The following is a 16,226-nucleotide window of genomic DNA, read 5'->3' on the forward strand; positions in this document are numbered from 1 at the left end:
CCGTCCCGGTCCCGTGATGTCCACTCGTACCCACTCATGGTACCCACCGGAATCGCCACTAAAAACGTTTCTCCTGTGAGAGGTGTCGTACCCGTCGGTTCTCCACACGGATCACCCGAAGGGCTCCACGGTGTGCGTTCGAGGGGTCACAACAGGAGCCCGAGATGAACGTGGTTCGCGATCAGCACGGCGTTCTGATATGCGGCGGCGGCGTACACGAACGACACCGACCCGTACGCCCCGCCACGGAGGAGCACGGGCCAGGTCGGCGAGCCGGTCCACCGGTACAGTTCACACGCGCCGAGCTCGACGACGATCGCGACGGCGAACACGACGACCCCTCCGAACACGACGACGCCGGTAACCGTCCCCATCTCGTGGAATATCGCCGAGGCGATCGGATTGAGCTCCGTGATCCCCGGGATATAGAGGAGACCGACCGCCGTCGTACACATGTCCGCGATCTTCGTGAACACCAGCAGCGTGACTCCCGGTATCAACAACGTCTGGCTCCGTCTCCCGCCCGTGGACCCACGTGCGGCCCGAGATCTGCGGACGTGCCGTCCCACTCCATCCACCGGATTGACAAGACAACCCATTGATAGTGAGTGTTTCGTTTATTGACAGTATTCCGAGGTGGGTGTCGGTGCTGTCTCACGAAGCCATACGGGATCGTCGACACCTCCCGGCGGTCGGCTCGGTTCCGGACGGCGAGTCGGAGCGATCGGCCGCCGCTCCGTGTCGTCACGTCGTCTCGATGCCCTCGATAACGAAGCGGTGTGCCTCGATATCCTCGAGCATCGCACCCCAGCCGCCGACGGACACCGTCCCGTCCGGCGTTTCGAGCGTGAGCACGGCCTCGTCAGTGAACGAGGCGAGGGCCGGACCGTCCCCCTTTCCGGGAGTGTAGGTGATGTCGACGACCTGCCCCGTCACTTCTCGGTCGGACCCGTCCTGGCGGGATTGCCCGTAGATCGTCACGAAGATCCCCTTTCCGGCCTCGAACTCCGGAAGGATCGCCCGGATGCACTCCCTGATGTTCGTGTAGGTGCGGGGGGACTGCTCGTCACGGACACTGTAGACGAGGGGCCACGGCTCCCAGAACGCCGTCTGGAAGTACCAGTCGAACATCCGCGACAACGAGTAATCGTTCACCAGCAGGCCGTACTCCTGGCTCGGATGCGGCGTCTCCTCGGGGGTGAAGCACGCGGACATCCGGTCGGCCAACACGAGAAACGGTGTCGGGAGCCGTCTGTGCCGCGCTTCGGTGACTGCCCCCTCGAGATCGATGTCCGGCAGCGTCTCGACCCCGGTCAGCGTCACCTTCACGACGACGCCGCGGTCGAGGGCGGCAGCGAGGTCCGCACGGAACGATTCGAACCGATCGGGAGTCATCGCGATCTCCAGTTCGTTTCGGGCGTCGGCGATGTGTTCGCGAGCCCGGTCGTACACGCTCGACACCGGCCGGATCACGCTGACGCGGTGGTTCTCTACTTTCGGCTCCTCCCACCGATCTTTGAGTTCCTCTCCGGCGGTACTCACCGTTTCCGCGTAGGCATCCAACCGTTCGACGACGTCCTCGGGGTCGCGCGCACGTGCATGTAAGCTCCCCTGCTCGTACGTCTCGACGTATCCCTCCCCCTCGAGATTCCGGAGGACGTCGTAGATCCGCGCCTGCGGGACATCGCTCGCGTCGGCGATCTCGGTCGCCGAGGCGCTTCCCAACTCCAGCACCGCGACGTATGCCTTCGCCTCGTACTGCGTGAGCCCGACGTCTTCGAGCGTCGAGCGAAGCGTGTCTGTATTCATGGAGTACTGTTTCGCAGTTGCGAATTAAAGCGTGGCTCCCTCGGGGAGCCGCTCGGTCTCCATCGCGCGATTGAAGATCGTCTCGCCGCTGCCGCTGTCGAACATGTGAATTCGGTCGCGCGGGAACCGAAGCCGGATGTCCTGGCCGATCGAGATGTCGTATTCGCCGGACACGGAGGCAACTACTTCCCGATCGTCGATACTCACGTGGAGCAGGTTCTCACGCCCCATCGGCTCGACGACGTCGACGCTCGCGACGACCGTCGCGGGCCCGGTCTCGGTGGCCAACTCGATGTCTTCGGGACGGATCCCGAGCGTAACGTGCCCGCGATCGCCGAGCTGTGTCGACTGCTCGTCCGTGACTTCGTACGTGATATCGCCACGACGGCCCACGCCTGTCCGGGGGGTGTACTCCAACTCGACGAAGTTCATCGACGGCGACCCGATGAACCCGGCGACGAACCGATTGGCCGGTTCGTGATAGCACTCCAAGGGCGTCCCGAGTTGCTGGAGGGCGCCGTCGTTCAACACCGCGATGCGGTCGCCCATCGTCATCGCCTCGGTCTGGTCGTGTGTCACGTACACCGTCGCGACGCCGAGTTGCTCGTGGAGTTGCTGGAGTTCCGTCCGCATCTCGGTCCGGAGCTTCGCGTCGAGGTTCGACAGCGGCTCGTCCATCAGGAACACTTCGGGTTCCCGGACGATCGCGCGGCCGAGCGCGACCCGTTGTTTCTGCCCCCCGGAGAGCGCGTCTGGGCGGCGATCGAGCAGCTCCGTGATACTGAGCATCTCGGCGGTCTCGTTGACGCGGGCGTCGATCGCGTCGTCCGGGAGGTCGCTCGTCATCTCGAGGCCGAACCGCATGTTCTCGGCCACCGTCTTGTGCGGGTACAGCGCGTAGTTCTGGAACACCATCGCGATGTCCCGGTCCTTCGGCTTCGCCTCGTTGACGACCTCGCCGCCGACCCGGACTTCGCCGTCGGTGATCGTCTCGAGCCCGGCCAGCAACCGAAGCGTCGTCGACTTGCCGCACCCGGAGGGACCAACGAGGACGAGGAACTCGCCGTCCCGCACCTGGATGTCGAGATCCTCGACCGCGACGACTTCCCCTCCGTCGGAGTCGAAGGTCTTCGTGACCCCGTCGTACTCGACGGCGGGACGCTGTGAGTGGTCCGCTCGTGCCATGTCCTATCACACTCCTTCAGTCGCATCGACTTAGTCGTTACTACTGTAGTAGTGTGCTGTGTCACGCGCCGTAGCCGACGAGCCACGGGACGAACACGGGGGCGACGTAGCCGAACCACTGGGCCGTCCATGCGATCCCGAGCCACAGGAGTCCCCACGGCGAGGAGACGACGACCGGTCGGACGGGCCATCCCGCACCGGCGTGGGTCATCTCCCGTGGGTAGACGAAATCGGCGACGAGATGGGCGGCCATTCCGAGCGTCACGAAGTTGATCGCGACCGTACTCGCCGACGTCAGTACGCCGAGCCGGTCGAGGAGGACGTACGCCGTGCTCGGAATCAGGAGCGTGTGACACACCCAGGACCGGTGGAATCGCTCGGCGATCGCGTCCACGTCCGGGAGCAACACGCCCGCGAGCAACGGAACCGCGACGAGCGGGTGATAGCCGAACGCGACGGCGACGAACGCGAGCGGCACGACGCTCGCGATATGGATCTGTCGATCGGTCACGGGTCTCCCTCGACGAGTAACTCCCCCTGATACGCCTTGACGACCCGGATCGCGCCCCCGCCCGCGGTTTCCTCGTACGCGACCACCTCCAGTACGGCGAGCAACCCGGGGAGCAACAGCGGCACCGCGACTCCCAGTCCGACACAGATCAGGATCACCAGCCCGACGAACAACACATGCAGCGCCGAGAACGCGGGCGCCGCGAGCAGGTGCCGTGCCGCATCCCACAGCGCGTGCCGCGTGCTCGGCGCTCCCTCGCGTGTCAACAGCGTCGCCGCGCGAAACGCCACCGCGAACGTCGCGACGAACGCGTAGACGCCGAGAAGTGACCCGATCAGGAGGGGTCCGCTCCGACTCGCGATGGCGGTACCGGCGTACCACACGGTCACGGCGGCGACGGCGACCGGCAGCGCCGTCAGGAGTGCCCCCCGGCGAAACGCCGAGCGAAACGTCCGAACGAAGACGCCGATCCGCTCCCGTTCGGTCGTCCGACCGCCCGCCGTACGCTCGGTCACACCCTCGTGAGTCGCGGCCACGATCGCGATGATCGCGGGCCCGAGCGTCACGACCGGGATCGCGGCGACACTGAAGAGCAGACTGAGCGCGACGACGCTCGTCAGGTCCGAGTAGGCGGCCCGTCCGAACGCCGCGAGCGCGCCGGCGGGGTCGAGCGTCGGGCGCGAACTCACAGTAGGGTCACCGGGCGCCCGGGTACATTAGTGCTTACTCCTGGGGTGCCCGGTGTCGATCTCGTCGCCGGAGATCGCCTGGAGGCAGGCGAGCGGGGCCCCAGCGGCCCACGCCTGTGGCTCGCACGCTTCCCCGTACGTGACGGGGATATCGGTGTTCCCTCGATCGAAGCCGGCGAACAGCTCCGGCAGCCGGTCGTTCCCCCGTGCCCGTGCGGCGGCGATGAGGCCCTCCGCGATCCGGCGGGCGCCGTCCGTGCGCCCGTATCGGGCCATCCCGAGGGCGACGAGCGAGTTGTCGTGTGGCCAGACGCTCCCGAGGTGGTAGCTCTGGGGGTTGTAGGCCTCGTGACTCGACGCGAACGTCCGGATCCCCCACCCGGTGAACATGTCGGGTTCGAGCAGTCGGTCCACGACGGCGTCGGCACGCTCCTCGGGGACGATCCCGCTCCAGAGGCAGTGTCCCGGGTTCGTCGTGACGGAGGGGATCGGAGTCCCGTCGCCGTCGATCCCGACCGCGTAGAACCGTTCGCCCGGGAGCCAGAACGTCACGTCGAACCGCTCCTTGAGGTTGGTCGCAGCCTCCCGTAGATCGCGCGAACGTGCGTGTTCGTCGGCCTGACGAGCGATCTCGGCGCCACGGTCGAGCGCGTCGTACGCGTACCCCTGTACCTCGGCGACCGCGAGCTCCCCGCTCGGGTGGGTGCCGTCGGGGTAGACGATGCCGTCGTTGCTGTCCTTCCACGAGATATGACGGAGTTGGCCGTCCTCCTGGTCGTCGTCGACAGGGTACGAGAGGAACCCGCCGTCGGCGACCTCCCCGGTGATCCACGTGAGGGCGCGGCTCACCGCGGGCCACAGCTCCGTCAGGAACTCGTCGTCGCCCGTTCGTTGCCACACCTCGTGCACGAGCACGACGAACAGCGGTGTCGCGTCTATCGTCCCGTAATACGGACGGTGTGGGACCAGCTCACGTGCGGCGAGCTCCCCGTGGCGGACCTCGTGGAGGATCTTCCCGGGCTCGGCGTCCACCGCCGGGTCGGTTCGCGTCGCTTGCTGCGCGGCGAGGTACCGACACGTCCCCTTGGCGATGGTCGTCGACAGCGACAGGGATTGATACGCCGCGATGAGCGAATCGCGACCGAACGCGGTCGCGAACCACGGAACGCCCGCCGAGAGGATCGACCCGTGTTCCGTCTCCTGGCGCAGTTCGAGGAGGTTTTCGCGACTCTCGATCAACACGTCTTCCCACGCCTCCTCGGGACGGGCGAGCGACGTCTCCGTCTGCCACGTTCGATTTCGCTCGCGAACGTCCTCCCCTGCGGCGTCGACCGCCGCCGCCGGATCGTCCGGCCGCCCGTCGACGGTCACGGCGACCGGAAGCGAGAGGGTTTCCCGCGCATCGAGTTCGAGATCGACGACCACCGTCCCGTCCCCGCGGGCCGTTCCGTTCCGCGTCGTTACCGAAACCGCGTCGTCTCCCCCCACCTCGACCGAGACGCGTCGGCGAAACTCGATGTCCGACGGGGCGTACGTGAACGAGAGTCCACGGTCCGTCGTGGTCGTGTGAACCGTCCGGTCGACGTCGGCGACCATCCCCCGAACCTCGAACAGGTCGTCGAAACACGATCCAACCGATAGCAGGACCTCGGTCTCGGCCGGCTCGTCGGTGAGGTTCGATATCGAAACCCGCTCGAAGAGCCCGTCCGTCACGAACTGCCTGCGAGACACGTGGAACTCGCGGGACCCGGTATCCAGCGGCGTGCCGAGGTGGAGCAACCGTTCCCCCGGTCGACGGTCGGTGACGTCCAGCGTCTCGAGTTCCGGACCGAGCGAGAGCTCGTAGCGATCGAGATGGCGAGTATCGCGATGGTAGAACCCGTCGTGCTCTCGAGTCGGCTGTCCCTCGCCATCCGTTACGAGGAACGTCGACCCGGAGACGACCGTGCTGTCGCGCTTCATCGGTTTCGCTATTGGAAAGGCCGTAGTTAAACGCACCGGCTGTTACTACTACAGTAGTTCGCTAGCCACAAGATATTAGTATGAATACTCATACGTGGTGAACGAGCATGACAGACGATAGCAGGAACGACGGGAGCACGCGGCGACGCGTCATCGCCGGGCTCGGCGCGGTCGGTGCGACAGGTGTCCTGGCGGGCTGCACCTCCGGTGGCGGCGGCGGCCAGAACGGCGGCTCGGACGGGTCGGGCGACGGGAACGGCGGCGGCGAGTCGACGACGGAGGGGACGCCCACGCCGGTGTCGGCGGAGCTGACGCTTTCCGGCTGGGCCGCGAACAACGAGGAGTCGGCGTTGCTGGACGAGTTGGTCACCGACTTCAACGACGAACACGACGGGATCGACGTCGAGTACAACGCGATCCAGTCGAAGTACAAACAGAAGCTGCGGACGCAACTCGGTGCCGGGAACGCCCCCGACGTGTTCTACGTCGATTCGGGGTACTTCTCTTCGTTCGCGGACGCGGACGTGCTGCTTCCGCTCGATGACCTCGCGGCCGCCGACTCGTTCGACACGGACGACTTCTTCCAGCCGTTGCTGGACGCGTTCCGCTACGACGGGAGCCTCTACGGGATCCCCAAGGACTTCTCGACGCTCGGGTTGTTCCACAACACCGCGATGTTCGAGGAGGCGGACGTCGGCGTCCCAGAGACGTGGTCCGAACTGTCCGACGCGCTGTCGGCGCTCGACGACAACGTCTCCGACGAGAACTTCAAGGCGCCGATGATCGAGTACGCGAACGGTCGTGCGTGGTGGGCGTTCCTCTATCAGAACGGCGGGCAGGTGCTCTCGGACGACGGCAGCGAAGCCGTCTTCGCGTCCGACTCGGGCGTCGAGGCGCTCGAGTTCCTGGTCGGGCTCAAGGAGGACGGCCTGCTGGCGGTTCCGAGCGATCTGGGATCCGGGTGGCACGGCGCCGCCCTCGCGAGTGGTGAGGTCGCAACTGCAGTTCTCGGCCCGTGGGGGCTTCCCTTCCTCGAGGGCTACGAGAACAACCCCGACATCAACGAGAACGTTGACGTGGCACACCTCCCGACTCCCAGCGACGGCGAGCGGGCGACGATCGCGTACACTGTTTCCTACAGCGCCTCCGCGAACACGAGTTCGGCCGCGGGGTCGAAGGAACTGATCCGGAGTCTGACGAGCGACGAGGGGATGGCCCAGTGGGCACGCAAGGGGCTGGCCCTCTCCGCGCGGAAGTCCCACAGCGAGCTCGAGTACTACGACGACCACCCGCGACGGCGGACGCTGCTCGAGGCCGGCGAGTGGTCACGCCCCTTCTCGTTCGGTCCGAACAGCGAGGCGATCGCCAACCGGATCCGCCCGCAGCTCGAGGCCGCGATGCTCGGCGAGAAATCGCCGTCCGATGCGCTCTCGACGGCCCAGGGGAAGATCAACTCCGAGGTTCTCTGACCGGTATGGCGACGGAACCCCTGCAGTCCACAGCGGAGCGCACCGCCGAGCGTCTCCGGACTGCGCTGCACGACCTGAAGGGGTACGCCGGTATCACCGAGGACCAGAACAACCTGATGGGGTTCGCGTTCATCGCCCCCAACATCGTCGTCTTCTCGCTGTTCCTGTTGGGGCCGGTCCTGTTCGCCTTCTACGTCTCGTTCCAGGAGTGGAGCATCCTCGCCGGCGCAGGCGAGTGGACGGGCATCGGAAACTACGTCGATGTCCTCGAGCCGCTCCCGATAAGCTACGCCGACGGGAGTCTCCAGTGGCGTCCGGAGGTGTTCACCGACCCATCGGCCAGCCTGTGGTGGTACTCGCTGAAGAACACGTTCGTCTACGCGATCGGGACCGTGCCGCTGCAGATCTTCGGCGGCCTCGCGGTCGCGCTCATGCTCGACAAGCGGGTCCGACTCAGGAAGGCGTACCGTGCCGCCTACTTCATGCCGGTGATGTTGTCGGGTGCCGCCTCCGCGGTCATGTGGCGGTGGTTCCTCGCCGGCGACGGCGTGATCAACGGGATCCTCCCCACGTTCCTCGAACACAACTGGGCGGGGGACCCGGGGACCGCCCTCGGCGGCGTCATGCTGATGGCCATCTGGGGCGGGATCGGCTCGAACATGATCTTCTTCCTCGCGGGACTCCAGAACATCCCCGAGGAGCTGTACGAGGCCGCCCGGATCGACGGCGCGAGCCGCTGGCACCGCTTCCGCCACGTCACGTGGCCCAGCCTGGGTAACACCAACTTCTTCGTGTTCGTGATGGCGATCATCTCCGCGTTTCAGGTGTTCGGCATCGCGCTGGTCTTCTCCCAGGGCGGTCCGGTGTACGCGACGACGACGACGGTGCTGCTCATCTACCAGCGCGCCTTCGAGGAGGGCGCCTTCGGTGAGGGCGCCGCGATGGCGTTCCTGCTGTTCCTCCTGATCTTCGCGTTCAGCTACTACCAGTACCGGTACCGCGAGGAAACGGAGGTGGACTACTGATGGCCCGGTCCGACTACGAGTACCCCGGCTACGAGCGCAGCGGCGTCAGCTACTGGTCGAAGACGACGGTACTGTACCTGCTCGTGACCGCGGGTGCGCTGTGGATGACGCTGCCGTTCTGGTGGACGCTCACGACCTCGCTGTCGGCGTCGCCGACGGCCGCCACGGTCTCGTTCATCCCGGCGGAGTTCACGCTTCAGAACTTCATCACTCTCTGGGAGCGGCCGGACATCCTGCTCGTCCGGTGGTTCCTCAACACGATGCTGTTCGCGGGTGCGGTGACCGCGTTCAACCTCACCTTCGACTCGCTGGCGGGGTACGCGCTCGCGAAGGTCGACTTCTGGGGCCGTGAGAAGATCTTCCTCGGGTTCATCTCGACGATGATGATCCCGGGGATGGTCACGCTGATCCCGGTGTACCTCCTCCTGGTCGAACTGGGGTGGGTCAACACCTATCAGGGACTGATCGCCCCGCTCGTCGCCCAGCCGTTGGGGATCTTCCTGCTCCGGCAGCACTTCAAGAGCCTGCCGTCGGCGCTGGGCGACGCCGCGAAGATCGACGGCTGTAACGAGTTCCAAACCTTCTACAAGGTGTACCTGCCCCTGGCGAAGCCAGCGTTGGCGACGCTGGGCATCTTCACGTTCATGGGCGCCTGGAACAACTTCCAGTGGCCGCTCATCATCGCGAACGACGCGGAGATGTACACGCTCCCGATCGCGTTGTTCGCGGTTCGGAACCAGTACTTCGCAGAGTGGGGGCTGATGATGGCCGCCGCGCTGATCATCGTCGCGCCGGTGATTGTCGCGTTCCTGGCCGCCCAGAACTACTTCATCCAGGGGATGAGTCTCTCCGGGATGAAGGGGTGACGGGGGGCCAAGAACGCCCCCATTGACTCAGGATCGATCCGTTTCCGTTTTCGACGGCCGTGCTATGGCTGCCACCCACCCAGCTTTTGCTGCGCTCGCTCGCGGTGGGTGGCTTCGCGTGCTCTCATGATCGTCGTCGTGGGAGGAGTCTCCCTCACCTCCTCGACAACGATCGGCGGAGCGTGAGCCGCATACGCTTCGAGACACGCCGACGGAGGGACCGGGTCGCGGTGGCCGACGATCCCCGTGATCATCGTGTGTCCGACGTGAGCCGAGGATCGCCGATTCTGATCGCCGCCCGTCGGGTGGCTTCGGACGCCCCTGTTCTCACCCGCGACCGCGATGTTGACACGACCGCCATCCTTTACCCCGACGAACGCGCGCGTCGATTCATGGAAGGACGCGCCGCCGCGCCGGGCGCCGGAACCGTCGTCAACGCCCTCGCGACGGGCCGCGGCGCCGCGTTCGCGCTGGATCTGGAGACGACCGCGACGGTCGAACTCGACCCCGACGCCGAGGGCGTGACCGGCGCCATCGCCGGCGCACCCGACGGCGACACGACGCTGATCGAGCGGTGCGTCGAGCGCGTCGTCGACCGCTACGGCGCCGACGAGGGCGGCGCCGTCGAGACCGAAAGCGAGGTGCCGACCGCCGCGGGGCTGAAGAGTTCGAGCGCGGCCGCGAACGCGACCGTGGTGGCGACGCTGTCGGCGCTCGGGCTGGAAGTCGCGAACGACCCGGACGCCGACGTGACGAAGACGGAGGCGTGCCGCGTCGGCGTGCGCGCCGCGCGCGACGCCGGCGTCACCGTGACGGGCGCGTTCGACGACGCCTCGGCGTCGATGCTCGGCGGCGTCACCGTCACCGACAACCGCGAGGACGAGCTCCTCGCTCGCGACGACCCGTTCGCCGAGCACGCGCTGGTGTGGACGCCACCGGAACGGGCGTACTCGGCCGACGCGGACACCGCCGCGTGCGAGCGCGTCGCGCCGATGGCGGAGCTCGCGACCGAACTGGCGCTCGACGGCGAATACGCGCGGGCGATGACGGTGAACGGCCTCGCCTTCTCCGCGGCGCTGGGGTTCCCGACCGACCCCGCGGTCGAGGCGATGGCCGACTGCGCCGGCGTCTCGCTGTCGGGGACCGGCCCGAGCGTCGTCGCCGTCGGCGACCGCGGGGCGCTGACGGCGGTGCGCGAGCGGTGGGAGGACCGGGACGGCGAGACGCGGCTGACCCGGACGCGCGAGACCGGGACGCGGGTGCTGTGAGCGACACGCGATACGACGACACCGAAACCATGAGCTACGAGGACACCGACCAGACCGACGAGACGCGGGAGACAGACGACGTACCGGCCGAGCTCGAGGAGATGAGCCTGGACGAACTGCGCGAGGAGATCGCCGACATCGACCGCGAGTTGGTCGAACTCATCGCCCGGCGGACGTACGTCGCCGACACCATCGCCGAGGTGAAGGAGCGTCGCGACCTGCCGACGACCGACGAGACCCAGGAGCAGGCCGTGATGGACCGTGCCGGCGAGAACGCCGAGCGCTTCGAGGTGGACGCGAACCTCGTGAAGGCGATCTTCCGGCTGTTGATCGAGTTGAACAAGGTGGAACAGCGGGAGAGCCGGTAGCCGAACTCGCGCGCTTCAAGGCAGCTATTGTTGTTCAAGCAATTGATCCTTCTTCCAATAATACCTCTTTCGCTCGTCGATCGACGATCGATACCACAGAAGTCTTTCACCGGATTGGCGTCGCGCCCAGGATTCGGGAACTGTATCCTTCGCTCATTTCTACTCGTTCACGGAACGCAGAGGTCAAAATAGGCGAGAGATCAGGTCGGACTCGGGGCCGTTATCGATACCTCGAGATCGATGTCCAGGTCGTGCCCGGAGATCGGCCCGTTGTCGATGATGTTCTGCGGTTCCATGTCTGGATGGCCGATATCCCCGTCTACTCCCGTTCCGAGGAGTGCACCGCTCATCGGAAGCGGTGGACGGCCAGGAGCCCGTATGACCTCGCCGGGATCGTCCCCGACGACGATTCGCATACCCATCCCAGCCCATTCGTGGGGGGCACAGAACAGGTCGTACACGCCTTCTTCCTCGAAGCGATAGAGCCAGAACCCGTGGTGCTCGTTGACCGTCATGAGAACGCCGGAACGCCGTCGGGGACGCGTTGCTGGCGCTCTTGACCGGGGTGGTATGCCGTCACCGTGTGCTCCGGCGTGTTGAAACCGAATTCGACGATCGCCCCGGGCTCCACGTGAAGCCCTACGGGGGCGAAGTGGAACGCACCGAACTCGACCGTCAGGGCCGGGAGGTTCGTATCGTCGATTTTGTCCTCGTCGACGTGGAGTTCGACGGTTTCATCCGGCTCCAACCGGTTCGGAATTTCGTCGTCGCTCGTCCCTGAATAGCCGAAGTGCGTGTGGATCGTCGGTGGGTCGGTTTCGTCGGTCCCGCCATGCTGGCCGTGGGGCTCAGCAGGATTCCGCTCCGCCGTAGCAACGACTCCGAATATCGGGAGCGCCGCGCCGAGACCGGTCGCTGTGAGGACTGTTCTGCGTCGCCAGATCGGTTCACTGTTCGATACGTCTGGGTTCTCCGTTGGATAATCCGCTGATCGTGTCATTATTGGGTTCTGCTTTCGGGCGAATCGCTCGTTCGTGACACCTGTATCGTCTGGGAGTCGGGCAAGCGGTAGCCAAACACACGGCCGAGGACAGTCAGGGCTTTGAAGACCCAATGCGGCGGGCTCACCGCATAGATATCCTCCTCGTGTTCCGTCGTCAGCATCGCGATCTGCAGGATGTCGGTGAACTCCTCCGGCGGGAGTGACACATCCCGCTCCGTGACGAGCTGATGGAACCGCCGGAAGAACGCCTCGTGCTGAAGGGCGGGTTCGTGGACGTTCACGATCTCGACGGGGGTCGTGTTCCTGAACGTATGGGCTGTGCCTGGAGGGACAGTGTGTTCCTCACCGACCGTTAGCTCCATCCATTCCCCCTCCGCGTACACTTCCAGCACACCTGAAACCACCTCGTAGCGCTCCTCGGCGTGTGGATGGGTGTGGACGAACGGGCCCTCGTCGGGGACGTCTTCGATCTCGAATCGCATTTCCAGCAGTTCCCCGCCCGTGTCCGCCGTCGAACGCATGATTTCCCAGCGGCCGGGGAAACCGCCCCAATCGAGGACGCGATCCTGCTTGCTACGGTCTACTGCCGCCATGGAGTTACCCCCGTGATATGCAGGCTGGTCGGCATCGATTTGCTTGTCATCGTCATTCGTCACCTCCTGTGCCGTCCGTTCCGCCGCTTGTGTCGCCACGAGGCACCTCCGCGTAACGGACGCCACAGTGCCGGGTTCTGCTCTGCTACGAGCAGCTAGTGGTAGCGCTGAGACCGACTTATGTATTAGGAGAGAAACATTTCTCTACCGACGATAGACCTGTCCGGATTACGAAACAACGGTGTCAGTCCGTGGCTCCCGGTCGAACTCGACGATATTCATCTCGTCGTCCAACGTGAGAGTGAACGCCGTCGTCTCCACCTCGAGACTAACCGATACGCGGATGGGCTTCGTCGAGACGTCGGTCTCGACGTTGTTCTGAAGCAGTTGGATAGCCCCGTTGACCGTCGGTGAGTCTATGTCTAGCTCGGGATCGCCTGTCAGTTCGGTCGCCAAGACGAGACCAGTGGTAAACATCTCGACCGGTAACCGCTTGGCGAACCTACAGTTCTCACACTTCATGTCTGCCCAAACCGGGAACGGTGTCCCACAGGTGTCGCAGGGCTGACCCTCGCTGTCGTGCGCGTCACAGACCGTCACCGACGACGAGATCCGTCCTGCACACTCGCGACAGATACCGTACATCAGATAGGTTATGTCCAGGGCACACCGGTACAGTCCGGCTGCGAGTGCTTGCTCAGAGTCACGAGTCGTCAGACCTCCTGCTGGATAGCTCGTGAGGAAGAGCGTCCCAGTCGGCGCGTGGTCACCGAACAATCCATAGCACTCAGTACACCTGACTCGGAGCCACTGATCCTCGTAGGTGACCGCAACGGCTGCCCCGCATAACGGGCACCTCTCATCGAGTTCCTGGGAGAACTCGAGGGTTCCCGCTCCAGACACGGCTATCACCGTTCTGGCGATCCGCTTACCCGCACTGCTCAACCGATATCCGTCGTCAGTTCGTCGGACGAAATGGGGGGAGAGTTTCGAAAGGTGGTAGTTGAACTTCCCGTTGTCGTCGACCTCGATCTCGGTTTGTAACTCAGAGTACGACAGCGTCTCGACGGTGTCAGAGCCGTCGTCGTATTCGTAGGCGGCTCCTGCCCGCCAGAGTACCCGGATGATGTCTAGCCGTATTTCGTTCCCCAGAACAGCGAATGCCTCCTCCGGGGAGAGTCCGTCCAGTTCGAGATCGGGAGTGAATCGAGTCTGATCCATGCTATCAATGCACAGGGCACACTCATTAAGTGTACTTTCAGACTGTCGGTGGGGGTCCGAGAAAGTGGGAACACATTCGCTAAACCTATCCAACGGAGATATCGACGAGACGTCACCGCCGGTGGCGGAGGCTCTTTTATATACGGACAAAATAGACGCTCTCTTCTGCTCAGTTCCGGGGACCTAAACACAGACGAAGCAGTCGTATCGCGGCTATCCGTTACGGATTTCAGCGACCTGAACTCGGTCGAACGACGGGAGAGCCGGTAACCGGACCCCGATAGCCTGCGCCCCTTCTCCCGAACGTCTCACGCGACGGTTCCGATACCGCCCTCGTTGCGCGTCAGGAGGTAGCAGACGAACGAGGACAGCCAGTGGGAGCCGGCGTAGTCGTCGGTGAACGCCTCCTCGACGCCGCGGCGGGCGTGCGCGACGGCGGCCTCCCGGATCGCCGTCCGTCGCGAGCTGTCCGGCAGCGCGTCGGCGACGCCCGCCAGCGCCCACGCCCGCGAGACGTTCAGCCCGACCAGGTGGAGCGCGACGCCGCCCTCGCCGTCGGCGACGGAGACCGGCGCGGGAAGCGTGCCCGCGTCGGCGAGGAAACCGTCCACCCACGTCGCGAACGCGTCGCCGTCGAGGACGCGCCGCATGAGGTCCGCCTCCGCGAGCGCGGGCGAGAGGAAGTCCCAGCCCAGCGGCTCGTTCCCCATCGGGGCGTCGGTGTCGTCGCGGTAGAACGCGAGCGCCGTCTCGACTGCATTCCGTTCGAGCGCGTCGTCGCCGACCGACCGGGCGTAATCGAGGACCAGCGAGAGGGCGAACGCGGAGTTGCCGTGCGTCCCGACGCGGAACGGCCGATCCATCGGGAGGAACCGCTCGGCGACGAGGGCGCGGATCCGTTCCTCCAGCGGCGCGAGCGCGTCACCCCACCGCGCCGCCCGCGGGTCGTCCCACCGGTCGAGTTCCGCGGCGAGCGCGAGCAGCCACGCCCAGCCGTAGGGTCGCTCGAACGTCTCGCGGTCCTCGAACCACGCGAGCTCGCCGGCGACGTGCTCGTCGGTCAACCGTTCGTCGATCCCCTGGGCGATCGCCTCGCGGTCGGGGTGGTCGGGGAACAGCCGCAGCGCCCGCACCAGACACCAGTGGCTGTGGACCGCCGAGTGCCAGTCGAAGCAGCCGTAGAAGACGGGGTGACGCTCGCGCGGCGGCGTCACGTCGTCGGGCCCCTCGATCGCGCCCGTCGCGTGGGGGTACTCGGTGTCGACGCCGTCGAGCGGATGTCGGGTGAGCCGCGCGGCCGCGTCCGCGTCGATCCAGTCGGCGCGACCGGCGATCAGCGTCTCGTCGTCGGGCGGCGAGAGGTCGTCCATACGGCGGGGTCCGCCCGAACCGAGTTCAATCGGTCGCCCGCGTGCGACGCGGTCACACCCGGTTCGGTCAGTACGTCCACAGGCGGCGGATCCGGTCGGCGACGGCTCCGTGTTCGGCCCGCAGCGTCTCGGGGTCGCGCTCGCCGTCGACGTTGATCACGTGGACCTCGCCGCGCTCGCCGCCGTAGACGTCCTGGAAGTCGTAGACGACTCCGATAACGTCCGTGTCCTCGGGCACGTCGTCGCTCCCGAGCAGGTGGTCGACCTGCCGGTCGACGTTGTACTCGACGAGCCGGTTCACGGCCTCGGCGTCGTCGAGGCCATCGGGGAGCCGGTCGACGCCGGGTTCGAGATGCGGGGCGAGCAGGTCGACGCAGTGGCGGATCCCCGCCGGCTCGTCGGCGGCGTCGAAGTCGCCGGCGAGCGCGCCGTACGTCGCCGTCACGGCGCCGCAGCCGGTGTGGCCGACCACGACCGCGATCCGCGTCCCGGCGTGTGCGAGCGGGTACAACACGTCGCCGGAGACGGCCTCGCCGGCGTCGGTGCGCTGGACGACCCGGTTGCCGATGTTGCCGCAGGTGAACAGCCGTCCGGGCGTGTCGTTGCCGAAGACGTGGTCCTGAAGCACCCGCGAGTCCGAGCAACAGACCGTCACGGCCTCGGGCTGTTGTCCGTCCTGTACCTCGTCGAAGCGACCGGCGAACGCGCGGGCGTGCCCGGCGTTATCGGCCAACAAGTCGACCACCGTTCGGTTCATACCCACGTGGTCCGCGTCCGCGTACATATGTCTGGCTCGTCGAACCGGGCACCGGTGTCGATTCGCGACCGAACGGTGGCCGTCGAGTCCCGCGCGAACGGCTGCCGAAACTGGACGAAGGAGGAGCTCC

General features: G+C 65.9%; 17 protein-coding genes. 5 read left to right on the forward strand and 12 right to left on the reverse strand.

Annotated features, from left to right (window positions below):
- Positions 1–146: 146 nt before the first annotated feature.
- The 6 genes from K6T36_RS02760 to K6T36_RS02785 form a co-directional block, all read right to left on the reverse strand.
- Positions 147–476 (reverse strand): hypothetical protein, encoded by a 330-nt coding sequence (locus K6T36_RS02760; protein WP_222922497.1) that lies wholly within the window; start codon positions 474–476, stop codon positions 147–149.
- Positions 477–744: 268 nt separating this feature from the next.
- The gene (locus K6T36_RS02765) at positions 745–1,809 is read right to left on the reverse strand and encodes a TrmB family transcriptional regulator (RefSeq protein WP_222922498.1); all 1,065 of its coding nucleotides are present in this window, start codon (positions 1,807–1,809) and stop codon (positions 745–747) included.
- A gap of 24 nt (positions 1,810–1,833) precedes the next feature.
- Entirely contained in the window at positions 1,834–2,994 is a 1,161-nt protein-coding gene (locus K6T36_RS02770) for an ABC transporter ATP-binding protein (protein ID WP_222922499.1), read from the reverse strand.
- 61 nt (positions 2,995–3,055) lie between these two features.
- Positions 3,056–3,505: a hypothetical protein gene (locus K6T36_RS02775; RefSeq protein WP_222922500.1), complete on the reverse strand. Its 450-nt coding sequence runs from the start codon at positions 3,503–3,505 to the stop codon at positions 3,056–3,058.
- Complete coding sequence (locus K6T36_RS02780; RefSeq protein ID WP_222922501.1) at positions 3,502–4,194, reverse strand: YesL family protein; 693 nt, start codon at positions 4,192–4,194, stop codon at positions 3,502–3,504. The genes K6T36_RS02775 and K6T36_RS02780 overlap by 4 nt, the downstream gene beginning before the upstream one ends.
- A gap of 27 nt (positions 4,195–4,221) precedes the next feature.
- Positions 4,222–6,156: an amylo-alpha-1,6-glucosidase gene (locus K6T36_RS02785; RefSeq protein WP_222922502.1), complete on the reverse strand. Its 1,935-nt coding sequence runs from the start codon at positions 6,154–6,156 to the stop codon at positions 4,222–4,224.
- Between the two features lie 107 nt (positions 6,157–6,263).
- Between K6T36_RS02785 and K6T36_RS02790 the strand changes: the two genes are divergently transcribed.
- The 5 genes from K6T36_RS02790 (at position 6,264) to K6T36_RS02810 (ending at position 11,152) form a co-directional block, all read left to right on the forward strand.
- Positions 6,264–7,625: an ABC transporter substrate-binding protein gene (locus tag K6T36_RS02790; protein ID WP_222922503.1), complete on the forward strand. Its 1,362-nt coding sequence runs from the start codon at positions 6,264–6,266 to the stop codon at positions 7,623–7,625.
- A 5-nt stretch (positions 7,626–7,630) separates the two neighbouring features.
- Entirely contained in the window at positions 7,631–8,650 is a 1,020-nt protein-coding gene (locus K6T36_RS02795) for a carbohydrate ABC transporter permease (protein ID WP_222922504.1), read from the forward strand.
- The gene (locus K6T36_RS02800) at positions 8,650–9,516 is read left to right on the forward strand and encodes a carbohydrate ABC transporter permease (protein ID WP_222922505.1); all 867 of its coding nucleotides are present in this window, start codon (positions 8,650–8,652) and stop codon (positions 9,514–9,516) included. The genes K6T36_RS02795 and K6T36_RS02800 overlap by 1 nt, the downstream gene beginning before the upstream one ends.
- A 392-nt stretch (positions 9,517–9,908) precedes the next feature.
- A complete protein-coding gene (locus K6T36_RS02805) occupies positions 9,909–10,784 on the forward strand; it encodes a shikimate kinase (protein ID WP_222922506.1) in 876 nt (291 codons plus the stop codon).
- A gap of 29 nt (positions 10,785–10,813) precedes the next feature.
- Complete coding sequence (locus K6T36_RS02810; protein WP_222923334.1) at positions 10,814–11,152, forward strand: chorismate mutase; 339 nt, start codon at positions 10,814–10,816, stop codon at positions 11,150–11,152.
- Positions 11,153–11,352: 200 nt separating this feature from the next.
- On the opposite strand, the gene K6T36_RS02815 is transcribed toward K6T36_RS02810, so the two are convergent.
- The 6 genes from K6T36_RS02815 to K6T36_RS02840 all read right to left on the reverse strand — a co-directional run bounded on the left by K6T36_RS02815 (position 11,353) and on the right by K6T36_RS02840 (position 16,096).
- A complete protein-coding gene (locus tag K6T36_RS02815) occupies positions 11,353–11,667 on the reverse strand; it encodes a cupredoxin domain-containing protein (RefSeq protein ID WP_222922507.1) in 315 nt (104 codons plus the stop codon).
- Positions 11,664–12,152, reverse strand: a complete 489-nt coding sequence (locus K6T36_RS02820) for a hypothetical protein (RefSeq protein WP_222922508.1) — start codon at positions 12,150–12,152, stop codon at positions 11,664–11,666. The genes K6T36_RS02815 and K6T36_RS02820 overlap by 4 nt, the downstream gene beginning before the upstream one ends.
- The gene (locus K6T36_RS02825; RefSeq protein WP_222922509.1) at positions 12,152–12,847 is read right to left on the reverse strand and encodes a cupin domain-containing protein; all 696 of its coding nucleotides are present in this window, start codon (positions 12,845–12,847) and stop codon (positions 12,152–12,154) included. The genes K6T36_RS02820 and K6T36_RS02825 overlap by 1 nt, the downstream gene beginning before the upstream one ends.
- Before the next feature lie 129 nt (positions 12,848–12,976).
- On the reverse strand, positions 12,977–13,969 hold the full coding sequence (locus tag K6T36_RS02830) for a DUF7351 domain-containing protein (RefSeq protein ID WP_222922510.1): 993 nt from the start codon (positions 13,967–13,969) through the stop codon (positions 12,977–12,979).
- Between the two features lie 308 nt (positions 13,970–14,277).
- Positions 14,278–15,339, reverse strand: coding sequence for a DUF2891 domain-containing protein (locus tag K6T36_RS02835; protein WP_222922511.1), 1,062 nt, complete (start codon positions 15,337–15,339; stop codon positions 14,278–14,280).
- Positions 15,340–15,406: 67 nt separating this feature from the next.
- Positions 15,407–16,096, reverse strand: a complete 690-nt coding sequence (locus tag K6T36_RS02840; protein ID WP_222922512.1) for a carbonic anhydrase — start codon at positions 16,094–16,096, stop codon at positions 15,407–15,409.
- Positions 16,097–16,226 lie beyond the last annotated feature (130 nt).

The organism is Halobaculum roseum, assembly GCF_019880245.1.
GTDB classification, from domain to species: domain Archaea; phylum Halobacteriota; class Halobacteria; order Halobacteriales; family Haloferacaceae; genus Halobaculum; species Halobaculum roseum.